The 18,284-nt window shown below is 43.6% G+C and carries 16 protein-coding genes and 1 pseudogene; 3 read left to right on the forward strand and 14 right to left on the reverse strand.

Going from position 1 to position 18,284, the window contains the following annotated elements:
* Positions 1 to 16: 16 nt before the first annotated feature.
* Together Q8M62_RS05070 and Q8M62_RS05075 are read left to right on the forward strand one after the other, a co-directional pair.
* The gene (locus Q8M62_RS05070) at positions 17 to 1,294 is read left to right on the forward strand and encodes a serine hydrolase (protein WP_304898962.1); all 1,278 of its coding nucleotides are present in this window, start codon (positions 17 to 19) and stop codon (positions 1,292 to 1,294) included.
* A 119-nt stretch (positions 1,295 to 1,413) separates the two neighbouring features.
* The gene (locus Q8M62_RS05075) at positions 1,414 to 2,094 is read left to right on the forward strand and encodes an intradiol ring-cleavage dioxygenase (protein ID WP_304898963.1); all 681 of its coding nucleotides are present in this window, start codon (positions 1,414 to 1,416) and stop codon (positions 2,092 to 2,094) included.
* A 1-nt stretch (position 2,095) separates the two neighbouring features.
* On the opposite strand, the gene Q8M62_RS05080 is transcribed toward Q8M62_RS05075, so the two are convergent.
* From Q8M62_RS05080 to Q8M62_RS05130, 11 genes and pseudogenes are all read right to left on the reverse strand, one after another.
* Complete coding sequence (locus tag Q8M62_RS05080) at positions 2,096 to 2,371, reverse strand: hypothetical protein (RefSeq protein WP_304898964.1); 276 nt, start codon at positions 2,369 to 2,371, stop codon at positions 2,096 to 2,098.
* A 58-nt stretch (positions 2,372 to 2,429) separates the two neighbouring features.
* The gene (locus tag Q8M62_RS05085) at positions 2,430 to 4,121 is read right to left on the reverse strand and encodes a TrkA family potassium uptake protein (RefSeq protein WP_304898965.1); all 1,692 of its coding nucleotides are present in this window, start codon (positions 4,119 to 4,121) and stop codon (positions 2,430 to 2,432) included.
* Positions 4,122 to 4,472: 351 nt separating this feature from the next.
* Positions 4,473 to 5,420: a tetratricopeptide repeat protein gene (locus Q8M62_RS05090; protein WP_304898966.1), complete on the reverse strand. Its 948-nt coding sequence runs from the start codon at positions 5,418 to 5,420 to the stop codon at positions 4,473 to 4,475.
* Positions 5,421 to 5,881: 461 nt separating this feature from the next.
* Positions 5,882 to 6,283, reverse strand: coding sequence for a hypothetical protein (locus Q8M62_RS05095; protein ID WP_304898967.1), 402 nt, complete (start codon positions 6,281 to 6,283; stop codon positions 5,882 to 5,884).
* Positions 6,240 to 7,094: a zinc-dependent peptidase gene (locus Q8M62_RS05100; RefSeq protein WP_304898968.1), complete on the reverse strand. Its 855-nt coding sequence runs from the start codon at positions 7,092 to 7,094 to the stop codon at positions 6,240 to 6,242. The genes Q8M62_RS05095 and Q8M62_RS05100 overlap by 44 nt, the downstream gene beginning before the upstream one ends.
* Positions 7,095 to 7,212: 118 nt before the next feature.
* On the reverse strand, positions 7,213 to 7,539 hold the full coding sequence (locus Q8M62_RS05105; RefSeq protein ID WP_304898969.1) for a glycosyltransferase family 2 protein: 327 nt from the start codon (positions 7,537 to 7,539) through the stop codon (positions 7,213 to 7,215).
* 201 nt (positions 7,540 to 7,740) lie between these two features.
* Entirely contained in the window at positions 7,741 to 8,688 is a 948-nt protein-coding gene (locus Q8M62_RS05110) for a carboxylesterase (protein WP_304898970.1), read from the reverse strand.
* On the reverse strand, positions 8,685 to 9,218 hold the full coding sequence (locus Q8M62_RS05115; protein ID WP_304898971.1) for a hypothetical protein: 534 nt from the start codon (positions 9,216 to 9,218) through the stop codon (positions 8,685 to 8,687). The genes Q8M62_RS05110 and Q8M62_RS05115 overlap by 4 nt, the downstream gene beginning before the upstream one ends.
* 238 nt (positions 9,219 to 9,456) lie before the next feature.
* Positions 9,457 to 9,804: pseudogene (locus tag Q8M62_RS05120) on the reverse strand (type II toxin-antitoxin system PemK/MazF family toxin).
* Positions 9,794 to 10,027 (reverse strand): hypothetical protein, encoded by a 234-nt coding sequence (locus Q8M62_RS05125; protein WP_304898972.1) that lies wholly within the window; start codon positions 10,025 to 10,027, stop codon positions 9,794 to 9,796. Before Q8M62_RS05125 ends, Q8M62_RS05120 begins: the two are co-directional and overlap by 11 nt.
* A gap of 253 nt (positions 10,028 to 10,280) precedes the next feature.
* The gene (locus tag Q8M62_RS05130) at positions 10,281 to 11,672 is read right to left on the reverse strand and encodes a S1C family serine protease (RefSeq protein WP_304898973.1); all 1,392 of its coding nucleotides are present in this window, start codon (positions 11,670 to 11,672) and stop codon (positions 10,281 to 10,283) included.
* A gap of 400 nt (positions 11,673 to 12,072) precedes the next feature.
* Here Q8M62_RS05130 and Q8M62_RS05135 point away from each other — a divergent pair, with 400 nt between their 5' ends.
* Positions 12,073 to 12,258 (forward strand): hypothetical protein, encoded by a 186-nt coding sequence (locus Q8M62_RS05135; RefSeq protein ID WP_305668048.1) that lies wholly within the window; start codon positions 12,073 to 12,075, stop codon positions 12,256 to 12,258.
* Positions 12,259 to 13,466: 1,208 nt separating this feature from the next.
* Here Q8M62_RS05135 and Q8M62_RS05140 read toward each other — a convergent pair.
* The 3 genes from Q8M62_RS05140 to Q8M62_RS05150 all read right to left on the reverse strand — a co-directional run bounded on the left by Q8M62_RS05140 (position 13,467) and on the right by Q8M62_RS05150 (position 18,130).
* Positions 13,467 to 14,102, reverse strand: coding sequence for a hypothetical protein (locus Q8M62_RS05140; RefSeq protein WP_304898974.1), 636 nt, complete (start codon positions 14,100 to 14,102; stop codon positions 13,467 to 13,469).
* 217 nt (positions 14,103 to 14,319) lie between these two features.
* Positions 14,320 to 14,859 carry a hypothetical protein gene (locus Q8M62_RS05145; RefSeq protein ID WP_304898975.1) on the reverse strand — a complete coding sequence of 180 codons (540 nt, stop codon included), beginning with the start codon at positions 14,857 to 14,859 and terminating at the stop codon, positions 14,320 to 14,322.
* 136 nt (positions 14,860 to 14,995) lie between these two features.
* A complete protein-coding gene (locus Q8M62_RS05150) occupies positions 14,996 to 18,130 on the reverse strand; it encodes a glycosyl hydrolase (protein WP_304898976.1) in 3,135 nt (1,044 codons plus the stop codon).
* Positions 18,131 to 18,284: the final 154 nt, after the last annotated feature.

Below are 18,284 nucleotides of genomic sequence, written 5' to 3' on the forward strand. Positions count from 1 at the left end.
AAACCCACCTAAGCTCATGAAGAAAAGGCTAATACTCCCTTTGGTTTTCCTCTTTGGAATATCTTCCCAATTGTTTTCCCAGACCCTGACGTCTGCCGGGAATCAACCTGTCCCCGGAATTTCAAAAGACCGACTTACCAAAATCAACGCCATGCTAGACGAGGCTATTGGCAACGGGCAAGTTCCCGGATTGGTGGCTATGATTGTGAAAGACGGTAAAATTATTTATCATGAAGCCAAAGGACTGGCTGATGTGGAGAGTGGAAAAAAAATGGAGAAAAACTCCATTTTTCGTATAGCTTCCCAGTCTAAAGCCATTACTTCAACCGCAATCATGATGTTGTGGGAGGAGGGAAAATTCCGATTGGATGATCCGATATCCAAATACATTCCAGAATTCAAAAATCCACAGGTGCTGAATACTTTTCGCTATGGTGACACAACCTACAGCACCAGGACTTCCTCAAGGGAAATAACTATTCGCCATCTTTTGACCCACACCTCCGGCTTGGGCTATGGTGTGATCGATGGGGATGAACGAATGAAAATGATCTATCACAAGGCTGGGGTAATGGACCTCTTCACCACAGAAAATATCACCATCGGGGAAAGCGTCAAGCGATTGGCCAAACTACCTTTACATCACGACCCCGGCACCAAATACACCTACAGTGAAGGCCTGGATGTCTTGGGTTATTTGGTGGAAATTATCTCGGGAAAACCATTTGACGTGTTTTTGAAGGAGCGCATTTTTGACCCACTGGGAATGAATGATACCCGCTTTTACCTCAATGAGGCTCAAGCACCTCGACTGGTCACCGTGCACACCCCCAAGGACGGCAAATGGGTGCCTTTCCCGATTACTTTTTACGATCCGGCTTATCCAAAGACTGGGGCCAAGGTATTTTTCTCAGGAGGGGCAGGACTATCCTCTACCACCGAGGATTATGCCAAGTTTCTACAGCTGTACCTCAATGGAGGAATCTACAATGGAAAACGCATCTTGAGCCCACATACCATCACCACGATCATGACCAATCAAGTGGGCGATTTACTGGGTGAAGGAGGCAAAGACTATGGGTTAGCTTTTGGACTGGTGGATGAAAAAGGCGTGCAATTGGGAGGAATCGGCAGTTTTGGCACCTTTGACTGGGGAGGATATTTCAATACGCAGTATTTCGCAGATCCTAAGGAGAAAATCATCGGTTTGCTATTCAAGCAGACATCCGGTGCTGGAAATGGAGATGAGACTGGATGGAAGTTTAGACAGCTAGTGTTTGCTTTAATTGAATAACAATGTGGTTGGTGAGAACTCCAGCCAGTTAGAGTTAGGATTTCAACCGGGCTGGTCACAAATTCTAAAATAAATATCTGAAATTCAGTAACTCTTGCAGTGTACTAATCCAAGAAAGTATGAAAAAGCGGGAATTTTTGAAGAAAACCTTAGCAGGTTTTGGTACGATCGTAGCAATACCAGTGATGGCCTGTGACACCAAAGGTGACCTTAAGGGAGATGATATTGCCTGTGAAGTTTCACCCAAAGAAACCCGGGGCCCTTTTCCCAATAAATCACCTGTGGAACTGATGCGAGCGAATATCGTAGCCGATCGACAGGGTATTGCGCTTCTGATCAATCTGAAAATCCAGGATCAAAGCCTGGGTTGCTCGCCGATTTCAGGTGCTCAGGTAGATATCTGGCACTGTGATGCAGAGGGATATTACTCTGAATATGGCAATCACCCGCTCCAAAAAGCAGATTTTACAAAAGTTTCATTTCTCAGAGGTCGTCAGACTACTGATGCCAATGGCGAGGTTTCTTTCATCAGTATTTTTCCGGGATGGTATCCCGGTCGCGCTCCCCATCTTCACGTAGATGTGCTGAGAGAAAACAAAATTGTCCTGAGTACCCAGATTGCATTTCCGGAGAAAAGTACATCGGAAGTCTATGCCAGTCGGGGATACAAGGGCAAGGAAGATACTCCAAACGAAACAGACGGGGTTTTCCGTAACAGCTTGGCAGGCAATATGGCCGACTCGGTGTCCGGAAATCTAAATGACGGCTTTACCTTGACAAAAGTGATTACGGTGGGATAAATCATCCTTGGGCTCTTAGACTCTCCCCGTCTCGCCCGTGCAATCGTCGGAAAACCAAGGACGAAAGCATAGTTAAGCTTCCAATTACCAAGAATGTATATCGAAATGCCTGATGAATTACTCCCTGGACTGGATGTACATCACCTTCAAAAAGTTTGAGAAGAATTAAACCAAATGCTACTCCAAACCCAATGGCCAATTGTTGATTGACTGAAATCAGAGAATTTCCGCTGCTGGTATGTGCGGGTCGGAGATCAGCGATTGAAATGGAATTCATTTAGCTACCATCAGATTCCAAAATTCAAATCAGGCTTTGCCAATCAGTAGATGGTTGATTAATCTGCCCCATAAATTTCAAAGAATTGATTTTCTGCTTCGACGGTTCCGATCAGTATGATTTCAGCGCCTTCTTCCAATATCATTTCTGGTTCAGGGTTGATGGTCATTTCTTCACCGGTTCGAATGGCAATGATGGTACACCCCGTCTCTTTTCGTATCGAAGATTCTTTGATGGTTTTGCCGATGAGTTGTTTGGGGATTTTTACTTTGATCAAATCGAGGCCCTCAGCCACCATCATGATATCACTTCGTTGCAACAAATTCAATATGGTGTTTGCACCAAGGGAAGCATATGACATGACAAAGTCGGCGCCGGCCCGGTGCATATTTCCCAAATTCCTTTCCAGAGTCGAGCGAGTGATAATTTGGATATCAGGCCGAATCAATCTACAGTAGATGGTTAAGTACACATTGACATCGTCGTCATGGGTCGTGATGATCACAGAGGGAGACTCCATAATTCCGGCTTGGAGCAGTATTTCCCGATCTGAAGCATCACCAACAATCGAATTTCTTACGCCTTTGACCCGAGAGGGATCTTTTTCAACAATCTTATAGTCAAGATTTCTTACAGAGAGGGCTTTTCCTGTAGCCCGACCGACCCTTCCTCCTCCCAAAATCAAAACAGGTGCATTTAATTCCCCTTTCACACCAAATGTCTTGTTGTAAAGCTCCATCTGATCTCCCGAACCTGCCAAAACCAATACGGTACTTTGGGAAATGAGTGTCTCAGGCCTGGCGGTTTGGAAGTTTCCCCGCTCCCAGATTCCAACCACACTGACTCCAACTTTTTGCCTCAGTTCGGTCTCCTTTAAGGTCATTCCAACCAAAGATGACCCGGTGACGAGGGCTTCGGCAATCTGTAACTCCCCAAAACGTCCAACCACATGCGCACAAGCATCTCCGGCATTCGCTCTTCGGGATAGTATTAAGCCCATTATTTCTCCTAATTGAAGAACATTATTGCTGCCTGCGAGCTTTAGAATATCTACAGCTGCATCGGTATTAGCCGTGGAGATAATGGTGACCTCCTTATTGATTCCTCTTACTGTAAAAGCAACATTGGTATTGAGCACATCCGATTCTGTTGTAGCCACCATGGCGGCTTTTTCAACTCTGGCGTTTCTGTAGGTTTGGGGATCTACCAAATCTCCCAGCATGACATTTATCCCCATTTCTTTCAGACGTAGCCCTTCTGCAAGATCCGCTACCAGCACAACGTATTCGTAATTAAACCGATGAAGCTTTTTGATCAGCGGTTCGGTGATCGGGCCGTATCGGGTTAGAATAACATGACCTTGAATGGTTTTTGGAAGTTCTCTGGGAACACGGGATTGCTCCTGTGCCTTTATCCATGGGGAATAAAAGAAGTTGATGAAGGTAAATGGAAACAATACCAACAAAAACAACATTCCTGACAGTAAGACCACTATTGAAAATAACCTTCCGAAATCACTATGGAATGTGATGTCCCCAAATCCAAGCGTAGACATCACGGTAAGTGTCCAATAGAATCCTGTCAACCAGGAAAAGGTCTGTCCTTCCCTGAGCATCAAAAGATGAAAAATCACGGAGAATACCGTAATCATTCCAAGGAGTACCAAGAGAAAATTAAACAGTAACCGTAAGTTTTTCCGGTCAGGCTTATTCTGTAACAAAAATGAAATCTGTGCTCCAAGAAACTTCATACTATGATGAGTTTTTATGCTGAAATATGGCTAATTAAAATGAAATCTTGCCCACCATTTTTAGGCGGAAAGGCATGGCACAAGCGTCATAAACTGGCACATTATTCACACTGCAGGAAGACAGGTCTGACTACTTTAATCAAATTATACTTAGATAAAAATAATGGAATTATTTAGTCTTCATGAAATTTATATCGAATCCGGTGATGACGGAAGGATGAATACCTGATGATTTCCTCCAAGAAAACTGATACATTTTCAGAATAATTTTCGGGTGTTCGCTTTTGTAAGCTGAAAAAATCGCTCAAGTTTGGCAAACATGCATTTGAAAACGATTTATTAATAAGTTTTTCAGCGCTGTTTCTGCCCAAAGTATCGGATCAAATCACTTTCCCCTGCAAGATACCCAAAGGAGGAAAATGCTTTATCGTCGACTAATTCCTGCATCATTTTTCTTGCTTGAGCGGTATCTCCATTGTATAGAAACCAATTGGCTACCCCATAGCGAATCGCGTCATTGGAGGGGCTCGCAGGTCCATCCGGCAATAGGGAGTCCACGGGGATCCAGCCTTTGTAAAGGCGACAGAGATCGGCATAGCTTTGATTTTCGATTACGGTGGAGTCCTGATGGATGGGGGACAACATGGACTCAGCTTTTTGGGAATTTCCCAGCCGTTGCTGTATCATGTAAAGCCAATGTGTGCTTGAAACAATATTATCATAGTGATTGCCACTTTCCCGACAGCGCAGATAAGCGGTATTGGCTTTTTCATATTGATGGCTGAGGTAATAGGCCAATCCCAGATGATACCAAATGTTGCCGTGTAAGCTGCTTACCGGAATATTCAGCGCATTGGGCATGCCGTCGGGCTCAACCTCATCTGCGGTTCCCTCGATCAATTGCGCAGCCTTTTCAAAATCTGAAATCGCGCGATCGTATTCCCTGATACTGAGGTAGCGGTGTCCCCGATGTCGGTAGAGTCTTGGGTCATTGGGGAATTTCTCCAGACCTCTCGTGTAGATGGCTATGGCTTCCTGATACTGCCCAAGGTAGGCTGTCCGCCGCCCAAACCAGATGAGGGCATCCACATCCCCAGGATTGGCTTCAAAACTTGTTTTTGCTTCCTGATATTGAGCCAAAAGCTTTTCAGAAGGCACAGGAATAGGGAAGGTTTTTCCCAAAGGAGTAGTGAAGATGGAATCCTGCAGGGTTTGGTTTTCAGATAGATCACCTGCATCTTTTTTTTGGTTACAGGCGATCAACATGGAGAAAACAGCGACCCAAAGAAGGTTTTTCATATTTTTTGTAGCTAAGGCTTTTTCAGAGCGGTCGAGGATACTCCTCTCCCAAAAGAATCAAGTTACTTAGCCTTGAGCGAATTCCAAATTCATTTGATTGTAAAGACAGCCTGTGATTTTAATTTCAATTAAAAATCAACTCAACCCTTTCATGGAAGTCAATTGAACGATTATTTACAAAGGTGATCTTCTGACTAGACAAAATGATGAAACTCTGGATTTGTAAAATGTGGACGGAGTCACTGTGTTAGATTCTACTAAAAATCAGCAGTCTCAATTCTACATTGAAACCCTCCTTTTGGGTGTTGTTGAACTTTAGATTGGGCTGAAAGATGAGCGCCAAAACAGATGGGTTTGATGTGGTAATCCCTTAGATCCTTTGAATCAACTCATTTAAAAAGCGATCCATTGGCATTCGGATTGAAAAGTGCCCGGCTTTTCCAGAATTTCAACAGCAAGAATCAAAATGCATAACCGAAAGATACCTGTGGCCAAAAAGGAAAAAAGGTTGTCCGGTCAAATATGGGGGTGATTCCTGCCCTGAAGGTGAATCCCCCATCGAGTGGCTCCAATCTGTATCCCAAACTCATGGTTCCGATAAAAGTTGAGCCCTTTTCACCTGAGCCAACCGGGCCAAAATCGGATGATGCAGCTGCACTGAGTAGCGTAGCTCCCGCACCCACTTCAAAGTAATGCTTGTCCTTGCCAAAAAGGTAATTGACTACAAGGGGGATGGTGGTCAGACTATTTCCATCAATGGCTACATAGCCTATGCCTGCACGTCCTCCCAATCCTTTTAAACTCTGGCTGAATCGGGTGTCATAATTCAGGGAGTAGGTTAGGCCATTTCCTAATACCTCCATATACACGGCCTGACTTCTTCTCCTTTGCTAAATCAGTCTGAAAAATTAAGTAAAGGGCTTCATAGAGTTTAGGGTGATTCTTTTGGAGTAAAACTGGTCGCTCAAAAAAATATTCTGCCGCAACAGCCAAAAATTCCACTTCGTTTAGCGCTGCATAGGGATTGATATCGCTAGTTCCGGATTGGATTTCATCTGTCTTGGTTTTGATAAGACGAAGCCAAGGCAATACGGACTGGTTTTCCATAAAAAAAGACGGAATACCGTCCAAGTCTCCATCCTGCTTGTCAAACAGGTGAACAAACTCATGGATGCCTACATTATGTTTGTCCGATTGATTGTCAAACCCCAACCACAGGGCTGGCTTTGAAAAAATCACGACATGATCGATGGCCCCGCCACTCCCCACTAATCCTGAAATTTCCCGATTCTGACCTTCGAATTCAAACGCTTCGGAGAAAGTGTCAGGATACAATAGCACTTCCCATAGCTTATTGTACTCCCAATTTGGAAAGGCAAAAATCGGAATCACAGCGCTACTGGCTACCAATAAGCGGTCCTCGTCATTGACTTCTGTGCCGATTCCGGTGATCCTAATCCGATTTAAAAAATGTTGAACAGCCGATTCAAATCTGAGCCTTTCTTCAGCAGATAAGCCCTTATAAAATTTCACCTTCTCAAGTAAAAAACTGCTCCAGTGTTTTGGAAAAGACACCGGCACATCAAATCCGCTCCTTTTCACCTTCGATCGGTAGATGACCCAAATCAACAAGCCAAGTAAAAATGCTGCAAAGAGGATGGTGAAGAGGTTCAAGGAATGTTGTTTTAATTGGAATTAGGCACTGCCCCTAACTGGCTAAAGATACACTTAAGAACTTCGGAAAAATTGGAAGAGTTCACGAGGAAGGACACAGCTCCTGCCTGATTACTTTTTATCGGAAAACACCTTTGATAAAATTGATCAAAGGAGACAAGGATCGTTGGTATTGCAGTGGCCCATTGATATGCAAAGCCAAGAAATCCAGGTGCTTGGAGTTGATGAGGTCAATTGTTTTTTGTTTTGATTTCTTATTGGTAGACTTTCTTCTTGAATTTTTGCGGATTCGATAGAAAAATCCTGTCTCAGGTAGCTTTACTACCTCACCTCCGGACTTGAGCATGTTGATCCAAAATTCCCAATCTTCCCATCCCCAAGTCATCCTTTCATCGTATCCTCCCACGATTTCCCAGTCCTTTTTTCTGTTTATAGGTGCTGGCATGAATAGTTAAATGGATGGGGCTATCGACACGAATTTATAAATTGCCAGGGGATTAAACGTCAAACTACACTCATGTGGGAGAACGTATAAAATAGGTTGAATAGAAAAAATACGGAAAGGAAATTCCTTATACCAGCAAATTCAGACCTACAATGCTGCTGATTTTACAAGCGATACTCTGGTACCTACACCGAGGCAAATTTAATTCAATCTCGCTGCCATTTGTGCAAAGACATCCTGCTGATTACTTCGCTCAAGGGCTGAGACGCTCGGCCGCAGACTCAATCGCGTGAAAACATGAATCTCTGAATCCATGAGCTGAACTGCTATTTTATTCCCGTCAGAAAGCCGGAGTCCTTTATAGATCAGAACTGTACTCGTCGTGCTGGCGGTAGGGTCAAACTTTGAATGGAATGATTTGATGAATGTTCCACTGGGGGCAACAATTCCTTTTTCAAGACCCTTTCGAACTTTTTGAATTACTTCATTGAGTTCATTTATCGTTTGGTAGGGTCTAAAGCGGTACCAGTATTTATCTTCCTCAGCCGGCTGATCGACTTCGAGGTAGACCAACATGGGGCCAACGATATCTACGATGGTTTGAAGCTTAGCCGTAGGCACAACGATGGGATCGACAAAGAAAATGTTTTTGGGTTTCACATGCTTGTCAAAATAACCGGTTTCCATCAACTCCAAAAGCAATGCTCCACTTGTGGAGGATCCCACAAAACTGATTTTGGTATAGCCCAGATTTTCCAATAACTCAAATTCCCGAATAATGGCGGCACGCCAATCTTCCCACTTGGAGGCTTTGAAATCTTCATAGCTGCGACCATGCCCATCCAACAAGAGAGAGGAAACCCGATAGTCCGCATCGGCTGACCAATCCACAAATTCCTGCCACTCAAAGGTGGAAGCAGAGTAACCATGGGAAGCGATCAGAATGTGTTTGTCCAGGTCTTCAGCACTCGGGTTGGGATATTTTGCAGAGACCAGGTAATCCTCAGGGGCATAAAGGGAGGGATCAAAAATCACATTCCCATCAAGAAGCGAGTCATTGATTTCAGGTGCATCGCTGCAAGCAGAAAAGAGAAAAACGGCCAAAAAGAGAGGCCCCGCAATCAATATGTTTTTCAAGGAAGTTTTCATTTTTTATTTTCAAAAAGCTTGTAGTACAAGGTCAAATGGTAATACAGTGGCTGAAAGGTGCCTGGAGTTTTGCTTTCTTCCAGCATATTGACATAAAACCCAATTCCGGTGTTCAAGGAAAATGGGAGCTGCTTTGGCGAATAATTCAAGCCGAATTCAGGCGCCAGGAGAAAAGCAGAAGATGGGAGTTGGGCAAAAATATCGGCTTCCAAATCAGTAGTCAAATAGCCCGTATTCAATCTTCCAACAAGATGCACTTGGCGCTTTTTGAAGAAATGCCAACTTCCCGAAAATATATAACTGTCTTGCTTGAGTGCATTGGAATTGAAAGCAGTCCCCAGGCGGGAAGTCACGAAATCAAAGCCCACAAAAAGCCGATCCGGTTTGAAATTCGCAAAGGAATACTGGGCGGAAACCCCATTTTCCCAATACATCTGATGGGTTTTCTGAAGGCGAATGCCCACATTAAACTGTTGTGCCTCTACTATGCCGGTGTAAAATAGAAGGATAAATAAAAAGTAATTCTTCATAAATAGGTCATCAATATTTCGCGATAACTAATACTTTGAAATCGCTTAGAAATCTAATCAATTTCAGGGAGTTCCCAACAGGCCAAATTCAAGCTTTGTCCCCAACTGGAGGGAATAATTCATCTCAATATTCCGATCAACAAGTAATTGAATCACCCGATTTTCACTCAAGTTTATGTAGCGAATTACAAATTCGGTTGGATGGAAGAGTGTTTTACAAACTTTGCTCAGGTGGGGATCAATCCTCCAGATCCAATACAATTTTAAGGTTCTCCTTGACTTTTTGAGAGAGTTCGTTTGACAGACTTCCGATTCTCTTAAGCAGTCTTTTGTTGTCGATAGCCCGGATTTGATCAATCATCACATCGCAGTCTTCATTGACTCCTGCGACACCTTTTTCGAGCTAAACCCTCAGAATTTTGCTTTCGGGTTTTACATTCGTGGTAATGGGGCAGATTAAGGAGGAGGGGTGAAATTTGTTCAGCAGGTCACTTTGGATGATAAGAACGGGGCTGGTTTTTCCTGCCTCAGTACCAAATCTTGGGTCAAGATTTGCGAGCCAAATCTCATTTTTTTTAGTAGTCATACTCCTCTATATCGTCAAATTCCGAAAGTACTTTCATCGATTCTTCGCTTACAAGATTGGACTCAAAGGCAAGTCGCTTGGAGAGCAGCTTTCTTTTTTGGATTCGGTTGTAGTATTGAAGTGCCTCATTGATGTACCGATTTCGGGGCTTATCCAGTGCTCCGATTACTTCTTCAGTTTCCTGAAAGATCTGATCATCAAGTTTGAGAGAAAGAGTTTTCATTTTGCGAAGAGTTTGTATGTATCAAAAGCATATACTTTGATGGAATATTTCAAAAGATAAAAGTAGAATTATAGCTCTAAACCAGGAAAGGAATACAGATCCATAATGAGCCAGGCTATGCCTAGGTATTGTAATTTGTTCTAAAGCGAATTACAAATTCGTAATGATGGTCGAGCGATTTGGAAACTACGCTCGGGCAAGCCTCAAGCTACACACAGGCTTGGCTAATTACACTTAGGCCAGTATTCCAAGCCTAGCGGTGGTCGTTAACTTGAAAATAACCTAGTGTACCACTGCGACATTCTATCAGCACCGCGCCACCTTGATTTTTTTTCAATATTGCATTTAACTCGTCGAGCGTATGAATTCTTCGATTGTTGGCTTTGATGATCAGTTCGCCAAGCGGCCATTCCATCTCATCAGCTTGGCTTCCTTGGTAAATGTGAGTAACGACCAGCATGGGTTTATCTTGATCAATGGTTTGCAACATTTCAAGCTGTGCAATGGGATCTACTTCCTTGATCACTTGGATGATCTCAAAACTCAATGGTTGAATGATCATGCCAAATACTGCCAAATACTTTCTGTCATTTAAGATGGGGATGGAGGTAATGCCTTTTTCTGGATTTCGCATGGCGAGGGCTTTGGTCTTATGAATCACCCCATCTCTCAGGTAAATAATCTCTGTAGATTCACCGATAGGAACCAGCTTCATTACGTCATAAATGTTTTTATGCCTGTATAAACCCTCCTTTCCAATGACTATTCCATGCCGGTCAAACTCAACATCGTTGATGGAAAGGATTACATCCCGCGGCTGAATTTTGGCGGCTTCCAGAAATCCATTTGCCAATACTTTGGAGACGATCACCCCTTTGGCTTGTGACTGTCTCAATAGCGGATTAAAGTTTTCGGCATTTTTTTGCACTTTCCCACCGATATCCGCAAAGTGAGGTTCATTAAGCAGCAGTAGGTTTTCGATGATAATTTTCACGAAACTGGCTGGAGTGATAAATCCGATGTTTTCCGCATCAATCATCACAGCTGTATTCAGCCCTATCACCTTTCCGTCTTCGTTGATACTCGGCCCGCCTGAGTTCCCCGGATTGATGGCTGCATTGGTTACAAATCGTTCGGTGGTGTATTCTGAACCTGAAATAAAGTTGGTGATCTCACCGCCGGTAATATTGGGTTCTATCATGCCCATAGGATACCCAATTGCCTTGATTGCCTCACCGCGTGAAGGGCTTCTTCCTTCCTTTAATTCCAAGTACTCGATATCTTTAATGGCAAGTTTCTTAAATCGGATCAACTCTTTGTCTGTCAGTCTGATTAAAGCAACATCTGGTTCCAGCTGTTTTACCAAGCCAACCACATCTGCATCAAAACGTTCTTGGCTGGTTAGCATAGAACTGATTTCGACCTTGACAGCATTTCGTACGACATGGGCATTAGTCACCATATAGCCTTCGAGATCTTTATATTTCACGAAGAATCCAGATCCTGACCAAACCCCGGGAATCTTGATCGAAGGATTTAAAACAGATTGTATATCCTCTTCTATGTAGCCCTCTACAAGTATTTGGACAACCCCACTCATCATCTTGCTTGCACTGTCGTTAAGTTTTCGCCTTGTTCTTGACATGGTTTATTAGTTGATAGATATTGAGGTAAGATCCTTAGAAATGCCTATGAAAATTAGAACTCACACAGGATGATGATATTATCCAGTGCATTCTCCTGATCCGCTGAGGTGGACAGAACAGGCTATATGGTCTTTAAATAATAAATTGCATCATTTTCTCCGAATTAAAAATCCGAAATGCTGGTCGAGCAGGATTGATCATAAAAAAAGCTTCCATGATGCCGATTACGTGATAGCCAAAGACTGGAATGCAGGAAAGTGAAATAACAAGAGGCAAGTGGGGCAGGCAGTCAATCGCAATACCGTTGTGCTTGCGTACCCCACTGCCGAAAGCTACCTACTTCAAGTTATCCTTGCTGGCATGATTGTGGATATAGGCGAATTGTAATATTTCTTACTTATGAACTTAAAAAGAATTTTCGGAGCCATACTTACAATTTTGGGTATAGTAGGACTTATTTATGCCGCTGTCACATTTGCCAATGAATCAGCAGGCGCTAAAGAAATGATTGTGTTTGGATCATTAGGTCTATTATTTTTCATAGCTGGCATTAGCCTAGTCAGAACTACCAAGGATGAGGTATAAAAGTAATTGTAAGTAAAAATCAAAAAATCTGTTACCCTAAGGAGATTTGAAATTCAATTGAATGCTGGATTCAATCCAGATTGTATTATTGAATGAAATCCGGATCACTTTTACATAGGATTTTCAATTATTATAAAACTCGTTTTGATAGAAAGGCTTAGTTATAAAAGTTAATATCTAGGCCTAGGCTATAAGGCCAAACTACAGTCAGACTGGGTGATTTTATGCCGTGAAAAACTAGTTTCACCCCTTCGGGGCTATTTTTTGTTGTTTTCAGGATTTACCACGGGCTGCACCCGCAGTCATGAATGGTTGGGCTTCTTCGGAGCTGAGTCACCAATGAACAAAAGATTTGATGGCACTTTGACTTTAGAGAAAATCCGAAGGATTGTGAATTCCATGACCACCGGTGACTGAAAGGAGGCGTGGGTTAAAGTGATAATAAGTACTGGGAGCCCTGAAGGGATGATTTTATGAAAACAAGTGATAAGTTTCACCCCTTCAGGGCTCTTGCTCATTTTTATAGGTTTTACCACGGGCTGCACCCGCGGTCATTAATGGTTAAGCTCCTTCGGAGCCGAATTCCGTTATTGGATTTGTTAACTAGTCTTTTGGAGCAGGTGAAACGAATTACAAATTCGTTTGGATAGAGGAGCGTAGTTGCAAACTACGCCCAGACCAGTCTCAAACTACACTCAGAGGGGGGCCTAGGCTATAAGGCCAAACTACAGTCAGACTGGGTGATTTTATGCCGTGAAAAACTAGTTTCACCCCTTCGGGGCTCTTATTCGTTGTTTATAGGTTTTACCACGGGCTGCACCCGCGGTTATGAATGGTTGGGCTCCTTCGGAGCTGAATTCACAGTTGGGTTAGTCAACTATTCATTTGGAATAGATGTAGCGAATTACAAATTCGTTTTGATAGAAAGGCAGGATCGAGCGTTGTAAAAGCTTCAGTGAAGCTTTTTAGCGAGAGGCCAGCTTGCAGGGAGGGGGATCTACGCGCAGGCCAGTGCCAAACTACACTCGGGGGCTCAAGCCAGCGTCAAACTACGCTCAGACGGGGGGGAGATTTTCACTTTTTATTACCCCGCGGGGCGTAGGTTCTAATTATCACCTTTGAAGTTCGATCAGACACTGAGTGGGGTCCTAGAAGCAAGGCAAGCTAACTACTCTTAGATCGAGGTTTTTTCAAACTTCCCCTATTACCTACCAATCATCTTTTAAGTTCTTAGTATAATTTTCCTGGATTTGATCTAAAAGAATAAGTGATATTTGATTTAACTCGTTTAAAATTACGCTCATGTTGTAAAAATTGGCATTCTCTCTTTTTTTCGCCTTCTCATTTAGAATTAGATTTTTATAATTTTTGATATATTGTTCATCTAAATTGTTTGGTTGATTAAATGTAGTGATTTGGCCATCTGAAGTAACCGCTGAAATGAATTTAAACTTGTCCAGAGTTACTCTAATTCTGCTGTCTTTTGACTCAATCATTAAAACGTGTTCTAGGGTGTAGGTAACTTTCAAAGGTAGATAGTTCCCCATTGGGACATAATATCCGTTAGCTTGCAAAGGAAGATTTCCTTTTACTACAAGAATCCCATTTTCTAAGTCATTTAGATCTATTACTGACTTTGAGCTTCGATAAAGTTCACTAATTGTTTTTAGACCGATTGAATGAAGTTTCTTTTGGTCGGCTTGAAATTCAAAAATTTCCCTGTAAATGATCTCACCAGAATTAACTTCAAATTCAGGAATATCTAGAGGGTAAATTTCATTTTTGGCAACTTGACTTAAACACAAAAATGGAAGAAAAAAGAAAATGGACAGAATGAATTTCATGAATACGCTCGTTTTTTCCGTAATTTACAGATAAATGGATGATCGATTGAAGTTAGGTTTAGGACTATTCTATTTAGTTTGAATTTTATACATTGGTGTTAAGGTCTTAAATATGAGGAGCCCACTCCTAGATGGGTAGCGATTACAAATTCTTTTTGAAAGAAGAGCGTTTTGCAAACTACGCTTAGGGATGCGGCAAACTACACTCAAGCTGGCATTATGAGCTAATAAATCTCATTTCTTCTATTTTGTGAATCGTAAGGTAGGGTTCCGAAAGCTTTTCTAAATTGTATTTTCCTTGGTTAATTTGTTCAATTAAAAGTTGCGCTGCTTGTTGAATATCCGCATAAAAGTCTTCCAAAACGATATATAATTGACCATTTTCATTTTTTGTTAAATGCAATTCTTCATAATTAATACCCGCTTTAGTCGCCAATGTTATCTTTTTTTGGTTATGCTTAAATTGATGAATCATTGGACACCTGAAGTCTCTATAAAAGCATATTTCGTTTACTTCATCCAAAAAATCACAATATTTTTCGCCCATCAATACCATTCCCTTTCTAAATCTTTTTCTTGACAAACCCTCTTTTTCAAAAATATGATTGTCCTGACAAGCTCCTAGAAATTCAATGCCTTGTATTATGATCAAGAATTTTGAATATGGTGCTTCTGGGTATTCAACCAAATCCATCATTTCTTTTAAATAAACGGTTTCGATAAATTCGATTACTCCCTTTTTATGCTCTGTGATCATAATTTGAAAATTTGATATGGAATCCTAAAGAAATAAACCCCTCTAGGCGTAGATTCTTTACAGACCTCTGAAGTTAAGTTGGAAGCTGGGTGCAGTTACAAACTATACCCAACTATCCTTTTCAATTTGCAATTGATTACTTCACAAACAACACCCCCACACCCTTCTCAGTCGCCAGCTTGTTGAATGCAGGCACGGCTATTTCGATCAGTCTTTTGCCTTCTGTTTCCACTGGTTTCCATTGCTCCAGCAGTTCAGTGTATCGGGCTTTTGTGCCTTCGTTGATCCTTGGAATGCTGCTTTCTCCATGGTTTAACATAAACATAAAGTTGGCTGTGAACTTATTCGGGAAGTTCTCCACATCATCGTAGGCGGTGGATTTGCGTTGTATCATGTCCTCATCCCAGGCTTTCAGTTCCTTGATCAGCTTTTCGCCTTCGGTCTTCAGGGAAACATACTCGGCATTGACTTCCAGTTTTTTCAGCAATTCGGCAAGTTGGTCCTGATAGGTCTTGGCTGTATTGACCAGGGTATGCATGGTGGTGACTTCAGCTTCCAGTTTACTCATCCACTCGTGGTAGGCTTGGTATTCGGCTTGGGTCATGTTGTAGCCGGGAATATCTTTGAGGATGGCTTTGGCTTCGGCAGTTTCTGCACCCGAACTAATCCTCAGCGTGTAGGTGCCCGGAATGGCTTTGTGTCCCCGATAGCTGGACTCAATGTATGCAGTTGGAACCCCGGGCATGGTAGGGTAGCGGAGATCCCACACGAAGCGGTTGACTCCTTTTTTCACAGCGATGATAGGTTCGGGTGAAGGTCCGCCCGGATAGGAATGGAAGTCGGGGTTTTTCTTTGAACTGATCTTTCGCACCAGTTTTCCCTTTTCATCCAAAATCTCCAGGGTCAAAGCGGTCGAATCGCTCAGGGTCTCCGGAAGGTGGTAGTAGATCACCATGCCACTGGCAGGATTGATTCCCACAAAAGGATTTGTTCCTTTGAATCCATCCAGGTTGCCGTTCATCGCACTGCTCCAAGTTCCCAGAATCGTCTCTTCAGGTGTGTAAACCGTGATTTTATCAGCTTTAGGCTTGATCTCCCGCACTAGATTCAGGTCATCCAAAATCCAATACGAACGTCCGGCGGTAGCCACGATCAGATCGTCATGCGCTACTTTCAGATCAGTGATCGGAGTCAGTGGCAGGTTGAGTTGGAAGGAACTCCAGTTGGCGCCTCCATCCTTGGAGATGTACATGCCGGTTTCGGTTCCTGCAAAAAGCAGGTTTTTCAACTTCGTGTCTTCCCTCACCACACGGGTGAAGGCTCCGTAAGGAATGCCCTTGGAGATATTGGTCCAAGTCTTCCCGTAATCGGTGGTTTTGTAAAGACCCGGCGTGTAATCGTTGAATTTATAGCGGGTCGTCGCGATGTAAGCCGTACCTGGATCGTGAGGGGAAACCTCAATGGCATTGACCAGACATTCGGTCAGACCCTTTGGAGTGACATTGGTCCAGGTTTTTCCATTGTCACGGGTAAGCTGGACGAGTCCGTCGTCGCTTCCTGTCCAGATCACTCCGGCTTCGTGTGGGCTTTCGATCACATAGGCGATTGTTCCGTAGTTTTCAGCGCCCACGGCTTCGTTGGTGTAGGGCACACCGCCTTTGCCTTGCTTTTCTTTCTCATTGCGGGTCAGATCGGGTGATGCTTCCGTCCAAGTTTTGCCCCAATCCTGAGTTTTCAGCAGGACTTGTGCAGCATGATAGAAGGTGTTCGGTTCGTGCTGCGACCAGATGATCGGTGCATTCCAGTTGAACCGGTACTTCATGTCTTTAGCATCCATACCAAGGTATTGAATCGGGGCAGCCATAATGTTGGTAGAACCCTGAGACTCCATATCCAGGACCTCGATCGTGCCCTGATAGCTGCCGCCGAGGACGTATCGAGGATCATCTGGATCGAATGCCAGGAAGGCGCTTTCACCCCCTGCGGAGTAGTTCCAGTGTTCCTGAGAAATCCCACCACGGCCCAAGCCAATGCTGGAAATCACCACTGAAGTATTGTCCTGCTGACCTCCGTAAATGCGGTAGGGAAACTGATTATCTGTGTTGATGCGGTACATTTGGGCCGTTGGCATATTGCTTTGGGTAGACCAGGTTTTACCGCCATTGAAGGAAATCGATCCTCCGCCGTCATCGGCAAGGATCATGTTGTTGGCGTTTTTGGGGTTGATCCAGAGGTCATGGTAGTCGCCGTGTGCTCCATCGATGTTTTCGAAGGTTTTTCCTCCATCGATCGAAACCAAGAATGGTGCGCTTTGAACATAGACTTTGTGCTCATTGATCGGATCTGCAAACACTTCGATGTAGTACCAAGCTCGCTGGGTGAGTTCGTTGCCTTTGTTTATCAGGGTCCAGCTTTCGCCCGCATCATTGGAGACGAAGAGTCCACCTAAGTCCTTTTCGGTATCGCTTTCGATCAAGGCATAAACTTTATTGGAATTGGCGCGGGAGACCGAGATACCCATTTTTCCTTTTTCTTCTGGCAAACCTTTATGGATTTTCTTCCAGGTTTTTCCGGAATCGGTGGATTTATATAATCCCGAGCCCGGACCTCCGGAGATCACCTGCCAAGGCAGACGCTGGTGCTCCCACATCGCAGCGTACAGAATCTCAGGATAATTCATGTCCATAGAGAGTTCGACTGCCCCGGTTTTGGAATCTACGAAAAGGACTTTTTCCCAAGTCAAGCCACCGTCATTGGACTTATACACGCCCCGGTCTTCATTTGGTGCATGCAAAGCTCCCTGAGCTGCGACATAAAGCACATCGGGGTTTGTAGGATGAATTTGGATTCGGGAGATGTGCTGGGTTTTCTCCAAACCAAGCTTCTTCCAGGTTTTGCCTGCATCCGTAGATTTGTACATGCCATCACCGTAGGAGGTCATCACGCCACGTGGCGCATGCTCGCCCATACCGACGTAGACAATATTTGGATTGCTTTCGGCCACTGCAACTGCACCGACCGAACCTGTGGTGAAAAATCCGTCAGAGATATTCTCCCAATGCTGTCCTGCATCGGAAGTTTTCCAGACCCCGCCTCCGGTTGTACCGAAGTAATAGGTCAAAGGATCGTTGACCACTCCTGTGGCAGTGACCGAGCGACCGCCACGGAAGGGACCGATATTTCGGTATTTCAGAGGGAGGGAAGTATCGAAAGTTTGGGAATGGGCGGTGATGCTGCTGAGAAGGAGCAGGAGGGATAAAAATCGTTTCATCTTTTAATCGGTGGTTTTGAAACGATAAGATATGGAAAAGGCGAAAGAATTCAGTAGAAAATTTGTCGGGTGTTGTGTGTAGGATAGCCTGCCACAAAGAAATTCGGGGACCGATGTCAGGAGATCTATTTAGTCCAGCAGGCCGGACATCGAT

This window comes from Algoriphagus sp. (genome assembly GCF_030694375.1).
Classification (GTDB): domain Bacteria; phylum Bacteroidota; class Bacteroidia; order Cytophagales; family Cyclobacteriaceae; genus Algoriphagus.

Bases quoted from the DNA above. Each gene is read 5' to 3' on its own strand.
- Q8M62_RS05075 (WP_304898963.1), top strand. From the start codon at position 1,414: ATGAAAAAGCGGGAATTTTTGAAGAAAACCTTAGCAGGTTTTGGTACG.
- Q8M62_RS05130 (WP_304898973.1), bottom strand. From the start codon at position 11,672: ATGTCAAGAACAAGGCGAAAACTTAACGACAGTGCAAGCAAGATGATG.
- Q8M62_RS05105 (WP_304898969.1), bottom strand. From the start codon at position 7,539: ATGCCAGCACCTATAAACAGAAAAAAGGACTGGGAAATCGTGGGAGGA.
- Q8M62_RS05080 (WP_304898964.1), bottom strand. From the start codon at position 2,371: ATGAATTCCATTTCAATCGCTGATCTCCGACCCGCACATACCAGCAGC.
- Q8M62_RS05125 (WP_304898972.1), bottom strand. From the start codon at position 10,027: ATGAAAACTCTTTCTCTCAAACTTGATGATCAGATCTTTCAGGAAACT.
- Q8M62_RS05135 (WP_305668048.1), top strand. From the start codon at position 12,073: ATGAACTTAAAAAGAATTTTCGGAGCCATACTTACAATTTTGGGTATA.
- Q8M62_RS05070 (WP_304898962.1), top strand. From the start codon at position 17: ATGAAGAAAAGGCTAATACTCCCTTTGGTTTTCCTCTTTGGAATATCT.
- Q8M62_RS05145 (WP_304898975.1), bottom strand. From the start codon at position 14,859: ATGATCACAGAGCATAAAAAGGGAGTAATCGAATTTATCGAAACCGTT.
- Q8M62_RS05095 (WP_304898967.1), bottom strand. From the start codon at position 6,283: ATGGAGGTATTAGGAAATGGCCTAACCTACTCCCTGAATTATGACACC.
- Q8M62_RS05150 (WP_304898976.1), bottom strand. From the start codon at position 18,130: ATGAAACGATTTTTATCCCTCCTGCTCCTTCTCAGCAGCATCACCGCC.
- Q8M62_RS05140 (WP_304898974.1), bottom strand. From the start codon at position 14,102: ATGAAATTCATTCTGTCCATTTTCTTTTTTCTTCCATTTTTGTGTTTA.
- Q8M62_RS05115 (WP_304898971.1), bottom strand. From the start codon at position 9,218: ATGAAGAATTACTTTTTATTTATCCTTCTATTTTACACCGGCATAGTA.
- Q8M62_RS05090 (WP_304898966.1), bottom strand. From the start codon at position 5,420: ATGAAAAACCTTCTTTGGGTCGCTGTTTTCTCCATGTTGATCGCCTGT.
- Q8M62_RS05110 (WP_304898970.1), bottom strand. From the start codon at position 8,688: ATGAAAACTTCCTTGAAAAACATATTGATTGCGGGGCCTCTCTTTTTG.
- Q8M62_RS05085 (WP_304898965.1), bottom strand. From the start codon at position 4,121: ATGAAGTTTCTTGGAGCACAGATTTCATTTTTGTTACAGAATAAGCCT.